Below are 20,984 nucleotides of genomic sequence, written 5' to 3' on the forward strand. Positions count from 1 at the left end.
AAGGGTAAGCCCTGCTTCGGCGGGGTTTTTTTATACCTCAGACAGCTGAATCAACTGCTCCAGCCTTATGGCCACAGGGGCCGGAGGAAGTTCGAGAAGCTGGTAGCCGTACTGTTCATAGGTTGTGCACATCGCCTCATAGGTTCTTACCGCTTCACCCCAGGATTGTCTACGTTCAGTATCCTGTTGATAGATAGCTTTCCAGGGCGGTAGGAGGATGACCTTCGGGGCGTAACGGAAATGGTCAATGGCATTAATGAGATACACAGGGATTTCCTCTCCGGTGAGTGAGAGATAGCCAGCGATATCAGGGATCCCACGGTCATAAAATACCGCTATGTCGTTATCCCCGGAGCGATGCCAGGCGTGCATATCCATTGTTAGCATCATTTCAGCAAACAGGAGCGGGGATTTCCAGGGTAAGGCATTCCCGTTGATACGGGTCTGATCCTCTATGATAGCCCGTCCGGACTCTTCGCGGCACGTGAAGCTACGCGCTTTCAGGGCGTTGATTAAGGTTGTTTTTCCTGCACAGGGACCGCCTGTAAGGATAATTCGAGGATTGGTTATGTTTGTCATTCTGGATACATGTAGCTTTGCCGGATGGCGGCTTGCGCCTTATCCTGCCTACGATCGGACATGGGGATTTTGTGGTTTGTAGGCCCGGTAAACGGAGTGCCACCGGGCAAAGGCGATGTTTTCTGCGCGGGCAGAATACAGGGCTCTGGAGTTTGGATTTAAATGGATACGACAGGGAAGTAATGGTGGTGGGGGAAGGATTATTCGTCGCTTCGCTCCTCACCCTTTGGGCCGTTACCTGCGGTAACGTTCTCTCGCTTTCGCTCGAGTCGAACCTAATCGAAGGTTCTCACCCTTCCCGGTAAGTGCAAACTTATGCATAGCTTATCGGGGTTGCTACATTACTGTAGCGAATAATGGTGGTGGGGGAAGGATTCGAACCTTCGAAGTCGATGACGGCAGATTTACAGTCTGCTCCCTTTGGCCGCTCGGGAACCCCACCAGGGGTAAACATATTGTCAGAACTTACAGCGTGAATGGTGGTGGGGGAAGGATTCGAACCTTCGAAGTCGATGACGGCAGATTTACAGTCTGCTCCCTTTGGCCGCTCGGGAACCCCACCACAGGGTCTGGTGTTTCATAGCTTGAAGGATTATCGTTACCTGCGGTAACGCTCTCTCGCTATGCTCGAGTCGAACCTTATAAGTCGATGACGGCAGATTTGCAGTCAGCTCCCTTATGATCGCTCGGGAACCCCACCACGGGGTAATGCGCTTTACTGGCCTGCTTCCATTTCGGGAAGCGGGGCGCATCATATCAAATGATGCGCCCCTGTAAAGCATTCCGACGAGAAAAATAAACTGGTTGCCTGATTTTTACCCGCAAGGGCGTAAAGCTAACCAATTCATTTTTCTGTCGATTAAAGAATAATCGTTCGGTTGCCGTAGACAAATACGCGCTGGGCAAGCACCTGATACAACGCGCGGCTCAGAACGTTCTTTTCGACGTCGCGCCCGGCTCGCATCATATCTTCCGCCGTGTAGGTGTGATCCACATGGATGACGTCCTGCATGATGATCGGACCTTCGTCCAGATTGTCATTCACATAGTGCGCCGTTGCGCCGATGATCTTCACCCCGCGCTCATAGGCCTGGTGGTAAGGACGTGCGCCAATAAATGCTGGCAGGAACGAGTGGTGAATATTGATAATCTTGTTCGGGAAGCGCGCCACAAATTCCGGCGTCAGCACGCGCATATATTTCGCCAGCACCACGTAATCCGGCTGGTGCGCATCAATCGCGTCCGCCATCTTTTGGTCGTGCGCTTCGCGGGTTAAGCCTTCGTGGCTGACCAGTTCGAAAGGAATTTCAAAACGCTCGACCAGCGAACGCAGCGTTTCATGATTGCCAATCACGGCGGCGATATCCACATCCAGACCACCATAGTTGGCTTTCATTAACAGATCGCCCAGACAATGCGCTTCTTTGGTGACCAGAATCACTACGCGACGACGTCCGGCGGGATTCAACTCACGAATGGAGCCTTCCGGCAAGGCGCTGTCCAGATCGGCCAGCAGCGTGGAGTCGTTAAAAATCCCTTCCAGCTCGGTACGCATGAAGAAGCGCCCGGTACGGTGGTCTACAAACTCATTGTTCTGCACGATATTCAGTTCATGCTTGTAGCAAATATTCGTAATACGCGCGATAAGCCCCTTCTGGTCAGGGCAGATGGTACGAAGCACTTTTCGTTGTAAAGAATGCATTGCAGCGGTAATCCTGTTGATGATGTTTGCTGAGTGAATACTGTCGGGCAGTTGACTAGCCGCAGCATTTTTTAAATTTTTTACCTGAGCCACAAGGGCAGGGGTCGTTGCGTCCAAATTGCGGGCGTGTGCCATCGATATAGTACCACTGACCGTTTTCTTTTAAAAAACGAGAACGTTCAATGATCGCCCCCGGTTTTCCGCGTTCGCGAAAACGGGCGACAAAACTGACGTAACCGGTGTTGTCGGCCTCAGAGACGGTGTGCTCGAAAACAGTTAGCCCCAGCCATTCGGTCGTGGCAAATCCGGCACCGATCTCATCCCGAAAACGGGCTGCGTGACATGTCGGATGCCAGGTCCTGATTAAATAATCTGCGTCTTTCATCACAAAAGCGCAGTAGCGCGAACGCATGAGGCGCGATGGATCGGGTGCGACTTGCTCACCAGACAGATATCGGTGGCAACATAGGCTATACTCGACTGCGCTACCACAGGGACAAAGTTGAGACACAAAAAACTCCCTGATAAAAAAACGGCGTATTAAAAAGCCTGGGTAGCACTATGTTAACTGAGCGTTGGAGATGTTGCTACGCCCGTAAGCCAGGGGAAGTCTGTTGGTCAAATGAGAAAAATGAAAATAGGTCTGGCGCTAGGCTCAGGTGCAGCGCGAGGCTGGTCGCATATTGGTGTCATCAAAGCCCTCAAACACATGGGCATTGATATTGATATCGTCGCAGGGTGTTCCATCGGTTCGTTGGTCGGTGCCGCCTATGCCTGCAATAAATTGCCCGCGCTTGAAGAGTGGGTTTGCTCGTTCAGCTATTGGGATGTCCTGCGTCTAATGGATCTTTCCTGGCGAAGGGGCGGACTGCTGCGGGGCGAGCGCGTCTTCAATCAATACCGCAACGTCATGCCTGTGGCCGAAATTGAGCAGTGTCATCGTCGTTTCGCAACGGTGGCGACCAATCTCAGTACGGGGCGTGAATTATGGTTTACTGAAGGCGATCTCCATCTTGCCGTTCGCGCCTCCTGTAGTATTCCTGGCCTGATGTCTCCCGTCGCCCACAATGGCTACTGGCTGGTGGACGGCGGCGTTGTTAACCCGGTTCCCATCTCTTTGACTCGCGCACTGGGCGCAGATATCGTGATTGCTGTCGATCTGCAACACGACGCGCATCTGATGCAGCAGGATTTACTGTCGTTGAACGTCAGTGATGATAGTCCGGAGGGGGGCGATGATGGGCTTTCCTGGCATGCGCGCCTGAAAGAGCGGTTGGGCAATATTACCGCGCGCCGCGTGGTGACGGCGCCAACAGCAATGGAAATCATGACCACCTCGATTCAGGTGCTGGAAAATCGCCTGAAGCGTAATCGTATGGCGGGCGACCCCCCAGACATCTTGATCCAACCGTTCTGTCCACAAATCTCTACCCTGGATTTTCATCGTGCCAGCGCTGCCATAGAAGCAGGGCGGTTAGCGGTAGAGAAAAAGATGGACGAGCTTTTGCCTCTGGTGCGTGCTGGCGTTTGACGCACCATTTTTAACTACACTTAAGCATATTCTGACAGGCGTCTGTGGCAATTGCATGCCACTATTGAGTAAAGCCAGTCAGGGGAGAGAACATGACGCAGCCATTGGTCGGAAAACAGATTCTAATCGTTGAGGATGAGCCGGTTTTCCGCTCGCTTCTGGATTCCTGGTTTTCCTCTTTGGGAGCGACAACGGCACTGGCGGGCGATGGCTTAGAGGCTCTGGACCGTTTAACCGATTTCACGCCCGATCTCATGATTTGCGATCTCGCCATGCCAAGAATGAATGGTCTCAGCCTGGTGGAGCATTTGCGTAACCGTGGTGACCAGACGCCGATTCTGGTGATCTCGGCGACAGAAAATATGGCGGATATTGCCAAAGCCTTACGCCTTGGCGTGGATGATGTCCTGCTGAAACCGGTAAAGGACTTGACCCGGCTGCGGGAAACCGTGTTTGCCTGCCTTTATCCGAACATGTTTAATTCCCGCGTTGAAGAAGAAGAGCGCCTGTTTCGAGACTGGGATGCGATGGTGGACAATCCTGCTGCCGCCGCGAAATTGCTTCAGGAACTTCAGCCGCCGGTACAGCAGGTTATTTCGCATTGCCGGGTCAATTATCGACAACTGGTTTCGGCGGATAAGCCTGGACTGGTTCTGGATATCGCGCCGCTTTCAGATAACGATCTCGCATTTTATTGTCTGGACGTTACCCGGGCAGGCGACAACGGCGTGCTGGCAGCGTTACTCCTGCGGGCGTTATTTAATGGCTTGTTGCAGGATCAACTTGCGCATCAGAATCAGCGTCTGCCGGAACTGGGGGCATTATTGAAACAGGTTAACCATCTGCTTCGTCAGGCCAATTTACCCGGACAGTTTCCGCTATTAGTCGGCTATTATCATAGTGGGCTTAAAAATCTGATTCTGGTCTCTGCCGGACTTAATGCGACATTAAATACCGGATCGCATAATGTACAGATCAGCAACGGCGTTCCACTGGGAACGTTGGGTAATACTTATCTCAACCAAATTAGCCAACGCTGCGACGCCTGGCAATGTCAAATTTGGGGAGCGGGAGGTCGGCTGCGTCTTATGTTGTCTGCGGAATGAACAATCGAGAGGGCGGATGCAAATTGCCGTATCTGCCTTTCTCTGTGGGTGCTACTATCTGCGCCAGTCTTATACGTATTTATCTTAATTATACGAACACGCATCCTTTTCGGACCTGAGGCTTGAGTCAGTCCTGATATACTCGATGCGATACAGATTGATGAACACGTTCAATACATGAACAGTCCAGGAGAATTTAAATGGCTGCCATTAACACGAAAGTCAAAAAAGCCGTTATCCCGGTAGCGGGATTAGGAACCAGGATGTTACCGGCGACGAAAGCGATCCCGAAAGAGATGTTGCCGCTGGTTGATAAGCCATTAATTCAGTATGTCGTAAATGAGTGTATTGCGGCTGGCATCACTGAAATTGTACTGGTGACGCACTCCTCGAAAAATTCGATCGAAAACCACTTTGATACCAGTTTTGAACTGGAAGCGATGCTGGAAAAACGCGTTAAGCGCCAGTTACTCGAAGAAGTGCAGTCTATTTGTCCTCCACACGTCACGATAATGCAGGTTCGTCAGGGGTTGGCAAAAGGCCTGGGCCATGCGGTATTGTGCGCCCATCCGGTCGTCGGTAATGAACCTGTCGCGGTTATTTTGCCTGACGTTATTCTTGATGAGTATGAGTCCGATTTATCCCAGGATAATCTGGCTGAAATGATTCGTCGGTTTGATGAAACCGGAAATAGCCAGATTATGGTTGAGCCGGTCGAGGATGTAACCGCGTACGGTGTGGTTGATTGCAAAGGCGTGCCGCTGGCAGCGGGTGAAAGCGTGCCAATGGTGGGCGTAGTTGAGAAACCGAAAGCCGATGTTGCCCCGTCTAACCTGGCGATTGTTGGTCGTTACGTGCTGAGCGCGGATATCTGGCCTCTACTGGCGAAAACGCCTCCGGGAGCGGGTGACGAAATTCAGTTGACTGACGCGATCGACATGCTGATCGAAAAAGAGACTGTCGAAGCCTATCATATGAAAGGGAAGAGCCACGATTGCGGCAATAAATTAGGTTATATGCAGGCATTTGTGGAATATGGCATTCGGCATAATTCGCTTGGTAGCGAATTTAAGGCCTGGCTTGAAGAAGAGATGGGTATTAAAAAGTAACCAGACGTTATAATTAACGAACGGAGACGGCGCTGACATTCAGCGCCGTTTTTTTATACCAACGCGTTATGGGAAATCGGCAGATTACAGGCATAAAAAATCCCGCAGGGTGCGGGATTTTAAACAGGGTGATTACGGATTATTCCTTGATCAGGAAATCATCCAGTTGTTTACCTTGCTCTTCCATTGCTTTCTTGATCACTGCCGGAGTACGACCCTGACCAGTCCAGGTTTTAGTTTCACCGTTTTCGTCAACGTAGCTATATTTAGCCGGACGCGCTGCACGTTTAGCTTTGGTGCCGGATTTAACCGCCGCCATGCTATTCAGCAGTTCATTCGGATCAATACCGTCAGCAATCAGCATTTCACGATATTGTTGCAGTTTACGAGTACGCTCTTCAACTTCAGCGGCTGCCGCGCTTTCTTCTTCACGACGTTCGTTAACAACAACTTCTAATTTTTCCAGCATTTCTTCCAGCGTTTCAAGGGTACATTCTCTTGCCTGCGCACGAAGAGTACGGATGTTGTTCAGAATTTTAAGTGCTTCGCTCATTGTAGTAATCTCAAACTTATATTGGGGTGGTTTGTTGAGCTAATAATAGAGCGTTAAATTCAGATGTGCAATAGCCAGGAATGTAAGGAATTCAAAATTGCCCTTTATTTTTTGCCCGCTATAAATATCCGAACTTAAATTTTTCTTGAAGGAACGCACAAAAAAGGGCTTATTGGCTGAGCGGTTACTCCTTTTTTCAGGCGAGAACATCCGGATTCAGGTCACATTTTCGCATGATGAAATAGACACTCATTGTAGTGATTTCAACCTTTTGTATTAGTTTTGTCGATGGGCGCAGTCTATTACTTCGCAACAGTTATGTAGAACAGTAACAATAAGTTCAGGGTTTCCATTAGGGCAGCGTTGATAAGCAGCGTTGATGAATATCAAACGCACATTACGACAAGAATGGGATCCATCGCGCGTTGTTTGTTCAATTGTTAATTCGTATTTTCCGTACAGTCGCCCCTACAGATTTTTCTCGCGCCACGAGCGTTAAGCGAAAGATATAGCCAGCGGGAGCAGAACCTGGCACCGATAACGATTGAAATTATGCTACACTGCGCCGCGTCTTTATTTCACTTTGGTGAGGGTCTGTGGCCGATGGCACAGCTATATTTCTACTATTCAGCAATGAATGCAGGTAAGTCGACTGCCTTACTGCAATCTTCATACAATTACCAGGAACGCGGGATGCGTACTGTGGTATATACTGCGGAAATAGACGACCGTTATGGCGCGGGGAAAGTGAGTTCGCGTATTGGGTTGTCTTCGCCAGCCAAATTGTTTAACCAGAATTCATCGTTGTATGAAGAGATCGCAGCCGATAATGCACGGCAACCTATTCATTGCGTGCTGGTGGATGAATGTCAGTTTTTAACCCGGCAGCAGGTGTATGAATTATCGGAAGTGGTTGATCAACTGGATATTCCGGTGTTGTGCTATGGATTACGCACTGATTTTCGCGGTGAACTGTTTGTCGGCAGCCAATACCTGTTGGCATGGTCAGATAAGCTGGTGGAATTAAAAACGATCTGCTTCTGTGGGCGTAAGGCAAGTATGGTGCTGCGCCTTGATCAGGCGGGTAGACCCTATAATGAAGGCGAGCAGGTGGTCATTGGCGGCAACGAGCGATATGTCTCAGTCTGTCGTAAGCATTATAAGGAGGCGCTGGAAGAGGGCTCTCTGACGGCGATACAGGAACGCCATAGCCACGACTAATCTCTCTCCTGATAAACGGTTAGCGTCGCGCTGAACCGTTTACAGGCCCGACCGTGGAGCAGCAAAGACGGATTTCGGAGACAAAAAAGCGGCCTCATCAGAGGCCGCTTTTACGTTACAACTGTTCAGCGAGAATTAGGCAGATTTCTTCGCTTTTTTCTCTGCTTTCGGTGCAGCGGCAACCTCTTTCGCCGCCGGAGTTCCTTCAGAGAACTCACGACCGTAGAAGGTATCCAGCAGGATCTGTTTCAGTTCGGAGATCAGCGGGTAGCGCGGGTTAGCGCCGGTGCACTGGTCATCGAATGCATCTTCAGACAGCTTGTCTACGTGAGCCAGGAAGTCTGCTTCCTGAACGCCGGCTTCGCGGATTGACTTCGGAATACCCAGTTCAGCTTTCAGGCTTTCCAGCCATGCCAGCAGTTTCTCGATCTTCGCAGCAGTACGGTCGCCCGGTGCGCTCAGACCCAGATGGTCTGCGATTTCAGCATAACGACGGCGTGCCTGCGGACGGTCGTACTGGCTGAATGCAGTTTGCTTGGTCGGGTTATCGTTCGCGTTGTAACGAATAACGTTGCTGATCAGCAGGGCGTTCGCCAGACCGTGAGGAATGTGGAACTGTGAACCCAGTTTATGCGCCATGGAGTGACACACGCCAAGGAAGGCGTTTGCAAACGCAATACCGGCGATGGTGGCTGCACTGTGAACACGTTCACGGGCAACCGGGTTTTTAGACCCTTCGTTGTAAGACGCCGGCAGGTTTTCTTTCAGCAGTTTCAGCGCCTGCAGTGCCTGACCATCGGAGAACTCAGAAGCCAGTACGGAAACGTAAGCTTCCAGGGCGTGAGTGACCGCATCCAGACCACCAAAAGCACACAGGGACTTCGGCATGTCCATGACCAGGTTAGCATCGACAATCGCCATATCCGGGGTCAGGGCATAGTCAGCCAGCGGGTATTTCTGACCTGTTGCGTCGTCGGTAACAACGGCAAACGGAGTCACTTCAGAACCGGTACCGGAGGTGGTGGTGACCGCAACCATTTTCGCTTTCACGCCCATTTTCGGGAACTTGTAGATACGTTTACGGATATCCATAAAGCGCAGCGCCAGTTCTTCGAAATGAGTTTCCGGATGTTCGTACATCACCCACATAATTTTCGCGGCGTCCATCGGGGAACCGCCACCCAGCGCGATGATCACGTCTGGTTTGAAGGAGTTCGCCAGCTCTGCGCCTTTACGCACGACGGACAGAGTAGGGTCAGCTTCCACTTCAAAGAACACTTCAGTTTCAACGCCGGCCGCTTTCAGCACAGAGGTGATCTGGTCAGCGTAACCGTTGTTGAACAGGAAGCGGTCAGTCACGATGAGCGCACGTTTGTGGCCATCAGTAATCACTTCATCCAGCGCGATTGGCAGTGAGCCACGGCGGAAGTAGATAGATTTCGGAAGTTTGTGCCACAACATGTTTTCAGCTCGCTTAGCAACGGTTTTCTTGTTGATCAGGTGTTTCGGACCAACGTTTTCAGAGATGGAGTTACCACCCCAGGAACCACAACCCAGAGTCAGGGAAGGTGCGAGTTTGAAGTTATACAGGTCACCGATACCACCCTGAGATGCCGGGGTGTTGATCAGGATACGTGCGGTTTTCATCATCTGGCCGAAGTAAGCTACGCGCTCAGGCTGGTTGTCCTGGTCGGTATACAGGCAAGAGGTATGACCGATACCGCCCATCGCCACCAGTTTCTCCGCTTTAATAACCGCATCTTCGAAATCTTTCGCACGGTACATCGCCAGCGTCGGGGACAGTTTTTCGTGAGCGAACGGTTCGCTTTCATCAACGACTTTCACTTCACCGATCAGAATCTTCGTGGTTTCTGGTACAGAGAAGCCTGCCAGTTCGGCAATTTTGTACGCAGGCTGACCTACGATAGCCGCGTTCAGTGCACCATTTTTCAGGATGACGTCCTGAACTGCTTTCAGCTCTTTGCCCTGCAGCAGATAGCCGCCATGGCTAGCGAAACGTTCGCGAACAGCATCATAAACAGAATCCACCACAACAACAGACTGTTCAGAAGCACAGATAACACCGTTGTCGAAGGTTTTAGACATCAGTACAGAGGCAACAGCACGTTTAATATCAGCGGTTTCATCAATCACCACCGGCGTGTTACCTGCACCAACACCGATTGCTGGTTTACCGGAGCTGTATGCCGCTTTAACCATGCCCGGACCACCGGTTGCCAGAATCAGGTTGATATCCGGGTGGTGCATCAGGGCATTAGACAGTTCTACGGAAGGTTGATCGATCCAGCCAATCAGGTCCTTCGGTGCACCGGCAGCGATAGCAGCCTGCAGCACGATATCTGCCGCTTTGTTAGTTGCATCTTTTGCACGTGGATGTGGAGAGAAGATGATGGCGTTACGGGTTTTCAGGCTAATCAGGGACTTAAAGATTGCCGTCGAGGTTGGGTTAGTGGTTGGAACGATACCGCAGATGATGCCGATTGGTTCAGCAATGGTGATGGTCCCGAAAGTGTCGTCTTCTGACAGGACGCCACAGGTTTTTTCATCTTTGTAAGCGTTATAGATGTATTCAGAAGCAAAGTGGTTTTTAATCACTTTATCTTCGACGATGCCCATGCCGGATTCGGCAACGGCCATCTTCGCGAGAGGAATTCGAGCATCTGCAGCAGCCAGAGCGGCGGCGCGGAAGATTTTATCGACTTGTTCTTGAGTGAAACTGGCATATTCACGCTGGGCTTTTTTGACGCGCTCGACGAGTGCGTTAAGTTCAGCGACATTAGTAACAGCCATAATGCTCTCCTGATAATGTTAAACTTTTTTAGTAAATCATCTGCTCGATACGTGAGTATAGACAGCGGGCGTTATTTTGTATAACAGCCAGAAAATCAATTGGTTACTTAACGTTCAGTTGGCTCTGATTTACTAAAAGAGCTTATGCGTTAGCGTCATTTAACTCTAACGCGTTACTTCCAGGTGGCGTAAGCAAGGTTACTCACTTCTGAGTAGTGATTACGTGATCTGGATCAAGATTTAGCAAAGCTGACACCTTTCAGCAGGCCGTTTTAGCCCTAAACGCTAAGTGTTGTTTAATTGTAGTGGTGAATGAGTCTTAAATTATCATAATTAAAACATATTAATAACACTCAGGAATGGTAGAAATTTTACGTTTGCCCTGGTGAAATGTGCTGTGAAAAGGCGTATCTTCAGCGCGGTTTTTACCCGATTATTTTAACTTCATACGGCTAACGCTTCGGAGCTAACCGTGATCCAAACGCTGTTTGATTTTCCTGTATATTTCAAATTTTTCATCGGGTTGTTCGCGTTAGTGAACCCGGTTGGGATTATTCCTGTCTTTATCAGTATGACCAGCTACCAGACAGCGGCGGCGCGCAATAAAACGAACCTGACTGCCAATCTGTCCGTCGCGATTATTCTGTGGACCTCGCTTTTCCTTGGTGACGGCATTCTGCAACTGTTTGGTATCTCGATTGATTCGTTCCGTATCGCGGGTGGGATCCTCGTAGTCACCATTGCGATGTCGATGATTAGCGGCAAACTGGGTGAGGATAAACAAAACAAACAGGAAAAATCGGAAACGGCGATCCGCGAAAGTGTAGGGGTGGTTCCTCTGGCGCTGCCGCTGATGGCTGGCCCTGGGGCGATCAGTTCGACCATCGTGTGGGGAACGCGCTATCACAGCGTGATGTACCTGCTCGGCTTCTTTGTGGCTATTGCGATTTTTGCCCTGTGCTGTTGGGGACTTTTCCGCATGGCGCCGTGGCTGGTGCGTGTTCTGGGCCAGACGGGTATCAACGTGATTACCCGAATTATGGGCCTACTCTTAATGGCGCTGGGCATTGAGTTTATTGTCACAGGTATAAAGGCCATATTTCCAGGGTTGTTAAGCTAATTCGCTTACAGGTGAAATAACCTACGGGGCTGTTCGCGGCTCCGTCTGTCTTTATCATCCCGTCTCGTCACCTTTCTGACTTTCAGTCCCGGCCACCGGGAATCACTGATTCCTCTGTATGTATTAAGCCCCTTGATTTAACGGTGTTTTTATTCCCTTTACGAGGCTCTGCATTGTTATTTTGCTCACATCACAATCCGGGGCTTGATGACGGATAATTGAGATGATATTAGTTAATTCAATGAACTTGCAGAGGAATGTGCTAAAAAATAACCAATTGTTAAATTTTCGTACATTTTAACGCCTTTTGCAGTAATTTACGCTCTCAGGTAGATGGGGTGTTAGTAATTGCATGATTAATAACTGATTATTTCTATTTTAGCTGTTTCGTAACGTTCCGCCGAAACGTTATTTTTTCTCTAAAAGAGAATTGCTTAACAAATCTGTAAATTGTATTGGCGGTTAATTAATGCTTTTGTTACTTTCCGACAGTTCATATTGCAGCGGATTGCTCGTTGATGAGAATAAATATCAATAAGCAGTTTAGCCCACTATTCATGCGTCCCTGGCAGGGGAGATGCATACGAATCGACGTAAGGTGATCATTCGAATCGCCAGAATAAATAAAGTCGGTGATAGCAAGCAGTAAACGACCTGACAGCTGAAAGTCTCCGGAGCTGCTCAGAGATCCCAGACGGGATTAACAGGCTGGTGATAAAACCAGTAATTATAATGAGGGAGTACAAACACAATGACCAACACGAAGAAAAGTTTAGTGGCGGCAGGAATTTTAACTGCGCTCATCGCCGGAAACGTGGCGACGGCTGCAGTCGTCCCCGCAGGTGTTCAACTGGCAGAAAAGCAGACGCTGGTGCGAAATAATGGTTCAGAGGTTCAGTCCCTCGATCCGCATAAAATCGAAGGGGTACCGGAATCCAATATCAGCCGCGATCTGTTTGAAGGGTTAATCATCAGTGACGTCGACGGTAAACCGTCTCCGGGCGTGGCTGAAAAATGGGAAAATAAAGATTTTAAAGTCTGGACATTCCATCTGCGCAAAGACGCAAAATGGTCTGATGGCTCACCGGTGACGGCCCACGATTTTGTTTATAGCTGGCAGCGTCTGGCAAATCCGAATACCGCATCCCCGTACGCCAGTTATCTGCAGTATGGTCATATCGTCAATATTGATGACATTGTTGCCGGCAAGAAACCGCCAACCGATCTTGGTGTTAAAGCCATCGATGATAATACCTTTGAAGTAACCCTCAGCGAGCCGGTTCCTTATTTCTACAAACTGTTGGTGCACTCATCCGTTTCCCCGGTTCCTAAAGCTGCCGTAGAAAAATACGGAGAGAAGTGGACTCAGCCAGCCAATATCATCACCAACGGTGCGTATAAGCTTAAAGACTGGGTTGTTAACGAGCATATTGTGCTCGAGCGTAATCCTAATTACTGGGACAATGCCAAAACGGTCATTAATCAGGTGACGTACCTGCCGATTGCTTCAGAAGTGACAGATGTTAACCGCTATCGCAGCGGGGAAATCGACATGACCTATAACAACATGCCGATCGAACTGTTCCAGAAGCTGAAAAAAGAGATCCCGAACGAAGTCCACGTTGACCCGTATCTGTGCACCTACTATTACGAAATCAATAACCAGAAAGCACCGTTTACGGATGTCCGCGTGCGTACCGCGCTTAAGCTTGCGCTGGATCGCGATATTATTGTTAATAAAGTGAAAAACCAGGGTGACCTGCCGGCATACAGCTTCACGCCTCCGTATACCGACGGTGCAAAACTGTCTGAACCAGAATGGTTTGGCTGGACGCAGGAAAAACGTAACGAAGAAGCGAAAAAATTACTGGCCGAAGCCGGATATACCGCTGATAAGCCGTTGACCTTCAACTTGCTGTATAACACCTCCGATCTGCACAAAAAACTGGCTATCGCTGCGGCGTCCATCTGGAAGAAAAACTTGGGTGTGAACGTCAAGCTGGAAAACCAGGAATGGAAAACCTTCCTCGATACGCGTCATCAGGGTAACTATGATGTCTCTCGTGCGGCATGGTGTGCGGATTACAATGAGCCAACGTCCTTCCTGAACATGGTGTTGTCTGACAGCTCAAACAACACGACGCATTATAAGAGCCCAACGTTTGACAAGATCCTTGCCGATGCGCTGAAAGCAACGAATGAAGAACAGCGTACTGAGCTCTACGGTAAAGCTGAGCAGCAGCTTGATAAAGATTCTGCGATCGTGCCGGTGTTCTACTACGTCAACGCCCGTCTGGTGAAACCGTGGGTGGGGGGCTATACCGGTAAAGACCCGATGGATAATATCCACGTCAAAGACTTGTATATTATCAAGCATTAATGGCAAAGGGTGGGGCAGCATGCGTTGCCCCACAGTGTCTTTTTTCGTCGACTCTCAACACCTCTCATCAACAGTTCTGCATGAAGAGGTGTAAAGGCACTCGCCAGAAGGTACGGGCAATGTTGAAATTTATTCTACGCCGCTGTCTGGAAGCAATTCCGACGCTGTTTATTCTTATTACCATTTCGTTCTTTATGATGCGTCTTGCGCCGGGAAGTCCTTTCACCGGTGAACGCGCGCTGCCGGCAGAAGTCCTGGCAAACATTGAAGCGAAATACCATCTTAACGACCCCATCATGACCCAGTATTTCAGCTATCTGAAGCAACTGGCGCACGGTGATTTCGGTCCTTCTTTTAAATACAAAGATTATACCGTCAACGATCTGGTCGCCTCGAGCTTTCCGGTATCGGCCAAATTGGGTCTTGCCGCCTTTCTGCTAGCCGTGATCCTTGGCGTGAGCGCTGGCGTGATTGCCGCGTTAAAACAAAACTCGCGATGGGACTATGCGGTCATGGGGGTGGCCATGACCGGGGTGGTGATACCGAGTTTTGTGGTCGCACCTCTGCTGGTCATGATATTTGCGATCACCCTCAAATGGCTGCCGGGTGGGGGCTGGAACGGCGGGGCGCTGAAATTTATGATCCTGCCGATGGTGGCGTTATCACTGGCCTATATTGCCAGTATTGCGCGTATCACCCGTGGCTCGATGATTGAGGTGCTGCACTCAAACTTCATCCGCACCGCGCGAGCCAAAGGGCTGCCGATGCGCCGTATCATTTTCCGCCATGCGTTGAAACCGGCGTTACTCCCTGTACTTTCCTATATGGGACCTGCATTTGTCGGGATCATCACAGGCTCAATGGTCATTGAGACAATCTATGGTTTGCCGGGGATCGGTCAGTTGTTTGTTAACGGCGCGCTGAACCGTGATTACTCGCTGGTGCTCAGCCTGACGATCCTCGTGGGGACATTGACTATTGTCTTTAATGCAATTGTTGACGTGCTCTACGCCGTCATCGACCCGAAAATTCGTTACTGATACTGGAGCTCGCGATGATGTTAGGTAAGAAAAACAGCGAAGCGCTGGAGAATTTCAGTGAGAAGCTGGAGGTCGAAGGGCGCAGCCTGTGGCAGGATGCGCGCCGTCGTTTTATGCATAACCGCGCTGCGGTTGCCAGTCTGATTGTGCTGGTGATGATTGCGCTGTTCGTTACGCTGGCGCCGATGCTATCGCCGTTCACCTACTTCGATACCGACTGGGGAATGATGTCCAGCGCGCCGGATAGTGAATCAGGCCACTATTTCGGTACCGACTCCTCCGGACGCGACCTGCTGGTGCGCGTGGCGATTGGCGGGCGGATCTCGTTGATGGTCGGCATCGCTGCTGCGCTGGTGGCGGTGGTGGTGGGCACGCTGTACGGCTCGCTTTCTGGCTATCTGGGCGGCAAAATCGACTCGGTGATGATGCGCCTGCTGGAAATCCTCAACTCCTTCCCGTTTATGTTCTTCGTCATTCTGCTGGTCACCTTCTTCGGACAAAACATTCTGCTGATTTTTGTGGCGATCGGGATGGTCTCCTGGCTGGATATGGCGCGTATTGTGCGTGGGCAGACTCTGAGCCTGAAGCGGAAAGAGTTTATTGAAGCCGCGCAGGTGGGCGGCGTGTCGACAGGTAACATCGTACTGCGTCATATTGTCCCTAACGTGCTGGGCGTGGTGGTGGTGTACGCCTCCCTGCTGGTGCCAAGCATGATCCTGTTCGAATCCTTCCTCAGCTTCCTGGGGCTAGGGACGCAGGAGCCGTTGAGCAGTTGGGGCGCGTTGCTGAGTGATGGCGCCAACTCGATGGAAGTGTCGCCGTGGCTACTGCTGTTTCCGGCAGGCTTCCTGGTGGTGACGTTGTTTTGTTTTAACTTTATTGGCGATGGCCTGCGTGATGCCCTCGACCCGAAAGACCGTTAAGGAGTGCAGCCATGAGCGTAATTGAAACTGCAAACGTGCCGTTCGCGCAGCAAAGGGCTAACGCACTGCTGGACGTAAAAGATCTTCGTGTGACGTTCAGTACCCCGGACGGTGATGTTACCGCGGTGAATGATTTGAACTTTACGCTGCGCGCCGGTGAAACCCTTGGCATCGTGGGCGAGTCGGGGTCAGGTAAATCGCAGACCGCGTTTGCACTGATGGGGCTGCTGGCCGCGAATGGCCGGATTGACGGCTCGGCGACCTTCAGCGGCCGTGAGATCCTCAATCTGCCAGAGCGTGAGCTGAATAAGCTGCGCGCCGAACAGATCTCGATGATTTTCCAGGACCCGATGACCTCGCTGAACCCCTACATGCGTGTCGGTGAACAACTGATGGAAGTGCTGATGCTACATAAAAGCATGAGCAAAGCGGAGGCGTTTGACGAGTCGGTCAGAATGCTGGATGCGGTCAAAATGCCGGAAGCGCGTAAGCGGATGAAGATGTTCCCGCATGAGTTTTCCGGCGGTATGCGTCAGCGCGTGATGATCGCCATGGCGCTATTGTGCAGGCCGAAGTTACTGATTGCCGATGAACCGACGACCGCGCTGGATGTCACCGTGCAGGCGCAAATCATGACGCTTCTCAATGAACTGAAACGTGAATTCAACACCGCCATCATCATGATTACCCACGATCTCGGGGTTGTGGCCGGGATTTGCGACAAAGTGCTGGTGATGTACGCCGGGCGGACTATGGAATATGGTAATGCTCGCGATGTCTTTTATCAGCCCGTTCATCCATATTCGATTGGTCTGCTGAATGCAGTGCCGCGACTGGATGGCGAAGGTGACGAGATGCTGACTATTCCGGGGAACCCGCCCAACTTACTGCGTTTGCCGAAAGGCTGTCCGTTCCAGCCGCGCTGTCCGCATGCGATGGAGATTTGTAGCACCACTCCACCGCTGGAGGAGTTCAGTCCAGGACGCCTGCGCGCCTGCTTTAAACCGGTGGAGGATCTGGCATGAACGCCGTAGATGAAAAACGTAAAGTCCTCCTCGAAATCGCCGATCTGAAGGTGCATTTCGACATTAAAGATGGCAAACAGTGGTTCTGGCAGCCCTCGAAAACGCTGAAGGCGGTCGATGGCGTAACGCTGCGATTGTATGAAGGGGAGACGCTGGGGGTTGTTGGCGAATCGGGCTGCGGGAAATCAACCTTTGCCCGGGCGATTATCGGGCTGGTGAAAGCGACCGATGGTCGGGTGGCATGGTTGGGTAAAGACCTGCTGGGGATGAAACCCGATGAGTGGCGCGACGTGCGTAGCGATATCCAGATGATTTTTCAGGATCCGCTGGCGTCGCTGAACCCGCGTATGACCATTGGCGAAATCATTGCTGAACCGCTGCGAACCTATCATCCGAAACTGCCGCGTCAGGAAGTGCGTGACAGAGTGAAAGCGATGATGATGAAGGTAGGCTTGTTGCCAAACCTGATTAACCGCTATCCGCATGAGTTTTCGGGCGGCCAGTGTCAGCGTATCGGGATTGCCCGGGCGTTGATTCTGGAGCCGAAGCTGATCATCTGCGATGAGCCGGTCTCCGCGCTGGATGTGTCAATTCAGGCGCAGGTCGTCAACCTGTTGCAGCAGCTTCAGCGGGAGATGGGGCTGTCACTGATCTTCATCGCTCATGACCTGGCGGTCGTTAAACATATCTCTGACCGCGTGCTGGTGATGTATCTGGGTCATGCCGTAGAGCTGGGAACCTATGATGAGGTCTATCACAATCCATTGCATCCCTACACCAAAGCGCTGATGTCGGCGGTACCGATTCCCGATCCCGATCTGGAAAAGAACAAGACGATTCAGCTACTGGAAGGGGAGTTACCGTCGCCGATTAACCCGCCATCAGGCTGCGTATTCCGTACCCGCTGCCCAATAGCCGGGCCTGAGTGTGCGAAAACGCGTCCAGTACTGGAAGGCAGTTTCCGGCATGCGGTTTCCTGCCTGAAAGTAGACCCGCTATAATCGCAAGGGCTGACAAACTGTCAGCCCTTCTTTTTGCCGAGGTAATCGTGTCGTTTTCTTTGTCATCGCTACGCAGGCAGATTTATCGCCGTTTGTTCGACCTGAATACGCCTTCTGGCCGACAGGGTGAGATATTCTGTGCATTGTTTGCGTTGCTTAGCGTACTGGTTATTTTTATTGAATCAGGTATTGGAACGCAATATCACCTGACGTATGACGAATGGCATATTTTTGTCTGGCTTGAATTGATCGTCACGCTGGTCTTTACGCTGGAATATTTACTGCGTTTAGTGAGCTGGCCGAATCCGGCGAAATATGTCTTCAGCTTCTGGGGCTTAATTGATTTAGCCACTATTCTGCCTTTGTATGTCATGTGGCTGTGGCCGGAAATCAGCCTTGATTATGTTTTTGCCTGGCGGGCCATGCGGGCCGTTCGTATCCTGCGGATCCTGAAACTGCTGCGTTTTATGCCCTCACTACGGGTATTCTGGCAGGCGATTCTGAGTGCCCGGCATCAACTGATTCTGTTTTATTCGTTTATTGGCATTTTGATGATTATTTTCGGCACGCTGATGTATCTCATCGAAGGGCCAGAATATGGATTCACCACGCTGAATGCATCGGTTTACTGGGCGATTGTGACCGTCACGACGGTCGGATATGGTGATATTACGCCTCATACGCCGTTGGGGCGAGTCGTGGCGTCAGTACTGATTCTGATTGGCTATTCGGTAATTGCCATACCGACCGGATTGATTACCACCCATATGAGCATGGCCTTTCAAAAGCGGAATCAGCAACGGCAATGCCCGCAGTGTCAGCAGAGTCAACATGAGCTTAGCGCGAAATTTTGTAACCACTGCGGCTGTAAATTGCCGGACTAAATAAAAAGAGCCGCGCTGGCGGCTCTTCATTTTGTCATTACTCGCGCCAGAGAATATGGCAGAGCTTGTGATCTTTTTCGCGACACAGCAACACGCGGGCAAAAATATCATTGATCTCGCCGTCTTCACTGTCCGCCAGACCAATCACCACTTCGGCAAAGAAGTCCGGGTTCAGGTCATAGTCCACGTGATCCTGCCAGTCTTCCGACGGGTCAAATAACTCCGCGCCGCCGCGCTCCTCAAACTGCAGGTTGAACAGAATAATGTCCGCCGGGTCGAGGTTATCGGCCGCCAGTTCGAGAAAAATATCATAAGCCTGCTCAAGCGTTTCGTCTTCAGTCAGGCGATTGTTCAGATCCATATCCATAATGACTACCTGTTTACCGTCTCTTGGGCACGTTTTACAGCAACGGACTGAAGAAGTAAAACAGTCGCTCTGCGATCCGCTGCCAGAGTGGTCGTTTTACCCACAAACTCGCGTCCAGCAGGCGAGAACGGGAAATATAATCGTCCTGCACGGCAGCCAGATCGCCGCCGAATCCGACGTCATCAATAACCAGCGTGATCTCAAAATTGAGCCACAGGCTACGCATATCCAGATTCACGGTCCCGACCAGACTGAGTTCACCATCGACCAGTACACTCTTGGTATGTAACAGGCCGCCTTCAAACTGATAGATTTTCACTCCGGCCGCCAGCAGTTCGGTAAAGAAGGCCCGGCTGGCCCAGCCAACCAGCAGCGAGTCATTCTTGCGCGGCAGAATGATACTGACGTCCACGCCGCGCTGCGCCGCCGTACAGATGGCATGCAGTAAATCGTCGCTCGGGACGAAGTAGGGGGTGGTCATAATCAGATATTCACGCGCCGAATAGGCTGCTGTAAGTAGCGCCTGGTGTATCAGATCTTCCGGAAAGCCCGGCCCAGAGGCGATGGTGTGAATGGTGTGTCCGCTGGCCTCTTCGAATGGCATTATGTTGACGTCCGGCGGTGGAGGCAGGATACGTTTGCCGGTTTCAATCTCCCAGTCGCAGGAATAGACGATGCCCATCGCGGTGGCGACCGGACCTTCCATTCGCGCCATCAGATCCACCCACTGACCGACGCCCGCATCCTGTTTGAAAAAGCGCGGATCCACCATGTTCATACTGCCGGTGTAGGCAATATAGTTATCAATCATCACCATTTTGCGGTGCTGCCGCAGGTCCATGCGACGCAGGAACACACGGAACAGATTAACCTTCAGCGCTTCTACCACTTCGATACCGGCGTTGCGCATCATCGCCGCCCAGGGGCTGCGGAAGAAAGCGACGCTACCGGCTGAGTCGAGCATCAACCGGCAGTGGATCCCACGCCGTGCGGCAGCCATCAGTGATTCTGCCACCTGATCGGCCATACCGCCGGGTTGCCAGATATAGAAAACCATCTCGATGTTATGTCGCGCCAACTGGATATCGCGGATCAGCGCCTGCATCACATCGTCAGAATCGGTGAGCAACTGAAGTTGGTTACCTTTTACCCCCGCGATGCCCTGGCGACGCTCACAGAGCTTGAACAGCGAAGCGGCGACGCTGCTGTTCTCCTCGGCGAAGATATGCTTGCAGGCCTTGAGATCGTTCAGCCACTTCGCGGTGGACGGCCACATTGCGCGAGCGCGTTCGGCCCGGCGCTTACCTAAATGCAGTTCCCCGAAGGATAAATAAGCAATAATGCCGACCAACGGCAGAATATAAATGATCAGCAGCCAGGCCATCGCAGAAGGAACCGCGCGACGTTTCATCAAAATACGTAATGTTACACCGGCAATGAGCACCCAGTAGCCCAGAATGACCAGCCAACTCACCACCGTGTAGAAGGTTGTCATAGATTAAAAATCCTTTTGAAAGCGTATTGTTATGAGTTTACGCGTCATGATTAATCTGGCAAATAAAAACACGGCAAAAGCGCTAGCCTGCCTGTCCGCGGGGGGTATAATGCCCATTCTTGCACTGTAAGAGTAGG

General features: G+C 51.1%; 18 protein-coding genes, 2 tRNA genes and 1 other RNA gene. 11 read left to right on the forward strand and 10 right to left on the reverse strand.

What is annotated here, in order from left to right:
* Window positions 1–30: 30 nt before the first annotated feature.
* From KE671_RS13980 to KE671_RS14005, 6 genes are all read right to left on the reverse strand, one after another.
* Window positions 31–579: an AAA family ATPase gene (locus KE671_RS13980; protein ID WP_206163427.1), complete on the reverse strand. Its 549-nt coding sequence runs from the start codon at window positions 577–579 to the stop codon at window positions 31–33.
* Window positions 580–762: 183 nt separating this feature from the next.
* Window positions 763–893: non-coding RNA, RtT sRNA (locus KE671_RS13985), on the reverse strand.
* 43 nt (window positions 894–936) lie between these two features.
* Window positions 937–1,021, reverse strand: a tRNA-Tyr gene (locus tag KE671_RS13990).
* 35 nt (window positions 1,022–1,056) lie between these two features.
* A tRNA-Tyr gene (locus KE671_RS13995) sits at window positions 1,057–1,141 on the reverse strand.
* A gap of 297 nt (window positions 1,142–1,438) precedes the next feature.
* Window positions 1,439–2,281: a formyltetrahydrofolate deformylase gene (purU, locus tag KE671_RS14000; RefSeq protein WP_206163428.1), complete on the reverse strand. Its 843-nt coding sequence runs from the start codon at window positions 2,279–2,281 to the stop codon at window positions 1,439–1,441.
* 55 nt (window positions 2,282–2,336) lie between these two features.
* The gene (locus KE671_RS14005; RefSeq protein ID WP_206163429.1) at window positions 2,337–2,792 is read right to left on the reverse strand and encodes a YchJ family protein; all 456 of its coding nucleotides are present in this window, start codon (window positions 2,790–2,792) and stop codon (window positions 2,337–2,339) included.
* Between the two features lie 111 nt (window positions 2,793–2,903).
* Here KE671_RS14005 and rssA point away from each other — a divergent pair, with 111 nt between their 5' ends.
* From rssA to galU, 3 genes are all read left to right on the forward strand, one after another.
* The gene (gene rssA / locus KE671_RS14010) at window positions 2,904–3,812 is read left to right on the forward strand and encodes a patatin-like phospholipase RssA (RefSeq protein ID WP_206163430.1); all 909 of its coding nucleotides are present in this window, start codon (window positions 2,904–2,906) and stop codon (window positions 3,810–3,812) included.
* A 92-nt stretch (window positions 3,813–3,904) separates the two neighbouring features.
* Window positions 3,905–4,918: a two-component system response regulator RssB gene (gene rssB, locus KE671_RS14015; protein WP_206163431.1), complete on the forward strand. Its 1,014-nt coding sequence runs from the start codon at window positions 3,905–3,907 to the stop codon at window positions 4,916–4,918.
* Between the two features lie 200 nt (window positions 4,919–5,118).
* Window positions 5,119–6,027 (forward strand): UTP--glucose-1-phosphate uridylyltransferase GalU, encoded by a 909-nt coding sequence (gene galU, locus KE671_RS14020; RefSeq protein WP_206163432.1) that lies wholly within the window; start codon window positions 5,119–5,121, stop codon window positions 6,025–6,027.
* A gap of 139 nt (window positions 6,028–6,166) precedes the next feature.
* Here galU and hns read toward each other — a convergent pair whose 3' ends face one another.
* Complete coding sequence (hns, locus tag KE671_RS14025) at window positions 6,167–6,580, reverse strand: histone-like nucleoid-structuring protein H-NS (protein WP_042318627.1); 414 nt, start codon at window positions 6,578–6,580, stop codon at window positions 6,167–6,169.
* Between the two features lie 603 nt (window positions 6,581–7,183).
* Between hns and tdk the strand changes: the two genes are divergently transcribed.
* The gene (gene tdk / locus KE671_RS14030) at window positions 7,184–7,801 is read left to right on the forward strand and encodes a thymidine kinase (RefSeq protein WP_044257707.1); all 618 of its coding nucleotides are present in this window, start codon (window positions 7,184–7,186) and stop codon (window positions 7,799–7,801) included.
* 135 nt (window positions 7,802–7,936) lie between these two features.
* Here tdk and adhE read toward each other — a convergent pair whose 3' ends face one another.
* Complete coding sequence (gene adhE, locus KE671_RS14035) at window positions 7,937–10,612, reverse strand: bifunctional acetaldehyde-CoA/alcohol dehydrogenase (protein ID WP_206163433.1); 2,676 nt, start codon at window positions 10,610–10,612, stop codon at window positions 7,937–7,939.
* Window positions 10,613–11,084: 472 nt separating this feature from the next.
* On the opposite strand from adhE, the gene ychE reads away from it, so the two are divergent.
* The 7 genes from ychE (at window position 11,085) to KE671_RS14070 (ending at window position 18,985) form a co-directional block, all read left to right on the forward strand.
* Window positions 11,085–11,732, forward strand: coding sequence for an NAAT family transporter YchE (gene ychE, locus KE671_RS14040; RefSeq protein WP_042318631.1), 648 nt, complete (start codon window positions 11,085–11,087; stop codon window positions 11,730–11,732).
* 751 nt (window positions 11,733–12,483) lie between these two features.
* Window positions 12,484–14,112 carry an oligopeptide ABC transporter substrate-binding protein OppA gene (gene oppA / locus KE671_RS14045; protein ID WP_206163434.1) on the forward strand — a complete coding sequence of 543 codons (1,629 nt, stop codon included), beginning with the start codon at window positions 12,484–12,486 and terminating at the stop codon, window positions 14,110–14,112.
* 119 nt (window positions 14,113–14,231) lie between these two features.
* A complete protein-coding gene (oppB, locus tag KE671_RS14050) occupies window positions 14,232–15,152 on the forward strand; it encodes an oligopeptide ABC transporter permease OppB (protein ID WP_206163435.1) in 921 nt (306 codons plus the stop codon).
* Window positions 15,153–15,166: 14 nt separating this feature from the next.
* Window positions 15,167–16,075 carry an oligopeptide ABC transporter permease OppC gene (gene oppC, locus KE671_RS14055; RefSeq protein ID WP_206163436.1) on the forward strand — a complete coding sequence of 303 codons (909 nt, stop codon included), beginning with the start codon at window positions 15,167–15,169 and terminating at the stop codon, window positions 16,073–16,075.
* 11 nt (window positions 16,076–16,086) lie between these two features.
* Window positions 16,087–17,100, forward strand: a complete 1,014-nt coding sequence (gene oppD / locus KE671_RS14060; RefSeq protein WP_206163437.1) for an ABC transporter ATP-binding protein — start codon at window positions 16,087–16,089, stop codon at window positions 17,098–17,100.
* Window positions 17,097–18,101 (forward strand): murein tripeptide/oligopeptide ABC transporter ATP-binding protein OppF, encoded by a 1,005-nt coding sequence (gene oppF / locus KE671_RS14065; RefSeq protein WP_061077691.1) that lies wholly within the window; start codon window positions 17,097–17,099, stop codon window positions 18,099–18,101. Before oppD ends, oppF begins: the two co-directional genes overlap by 4 nt.
* A gap of 47 nt (window positions 18,102–18,148) precedes the next feature.
* Entirely contained in the window at window positions 18,149–18,985 is an 837-nt protein-coding gene (locus tag KE671_RS14070; RefSeq protein ID WP_206163438.1) for an ion transporter, read from the forward strand.
* 37 nt (window positions 18,986–19,022) lie between these two features.
* On the opposite strand, the gene KE671_RS14075 is transcribed toward KE671_RS14070, so the two are convergent.
* Together KE671_RS14075 and cls are read right to left on the reverse strand one after the other, a co-directional pair.
* Window positions 19,023–19,352, reverse strand: coding sequence for an HI1450 family dsDNA-mimic protein (locus KE671_RS14075; protein WP_061077689.1), 330 nt, complete (start codon window positions 19,350–19,352; stop codon window positions 19,023–19,025).
* A gap of 34 nt (window positions 19,353–19,386) precedes the next feature.
* Window positions 19,387–20,847, reverse strand: a complete 1,461-nt coding sequence (cls, locus tag KE671_RS14080; RefSeq protein WP_206163439.1) for a cardiolipin synthase — start codon at window positions 20,845–20,847, stop codon at window positions 19,387–19,389.
* Window positions 20,848–20,984 lie beyond the last annotated feature (137 nt).

Origin of the sequence: Citrobacter amalonaticus (assembly GCF_018252635.1) — a bacterium.
Classification (GTDB): Bacteria; Pseudomonadota; Gammaproteobacteria; order Enterobacterales; family Enterobacteriaceae; genus Citrobacter_A; species Citrobacter_A amalonaticus_E.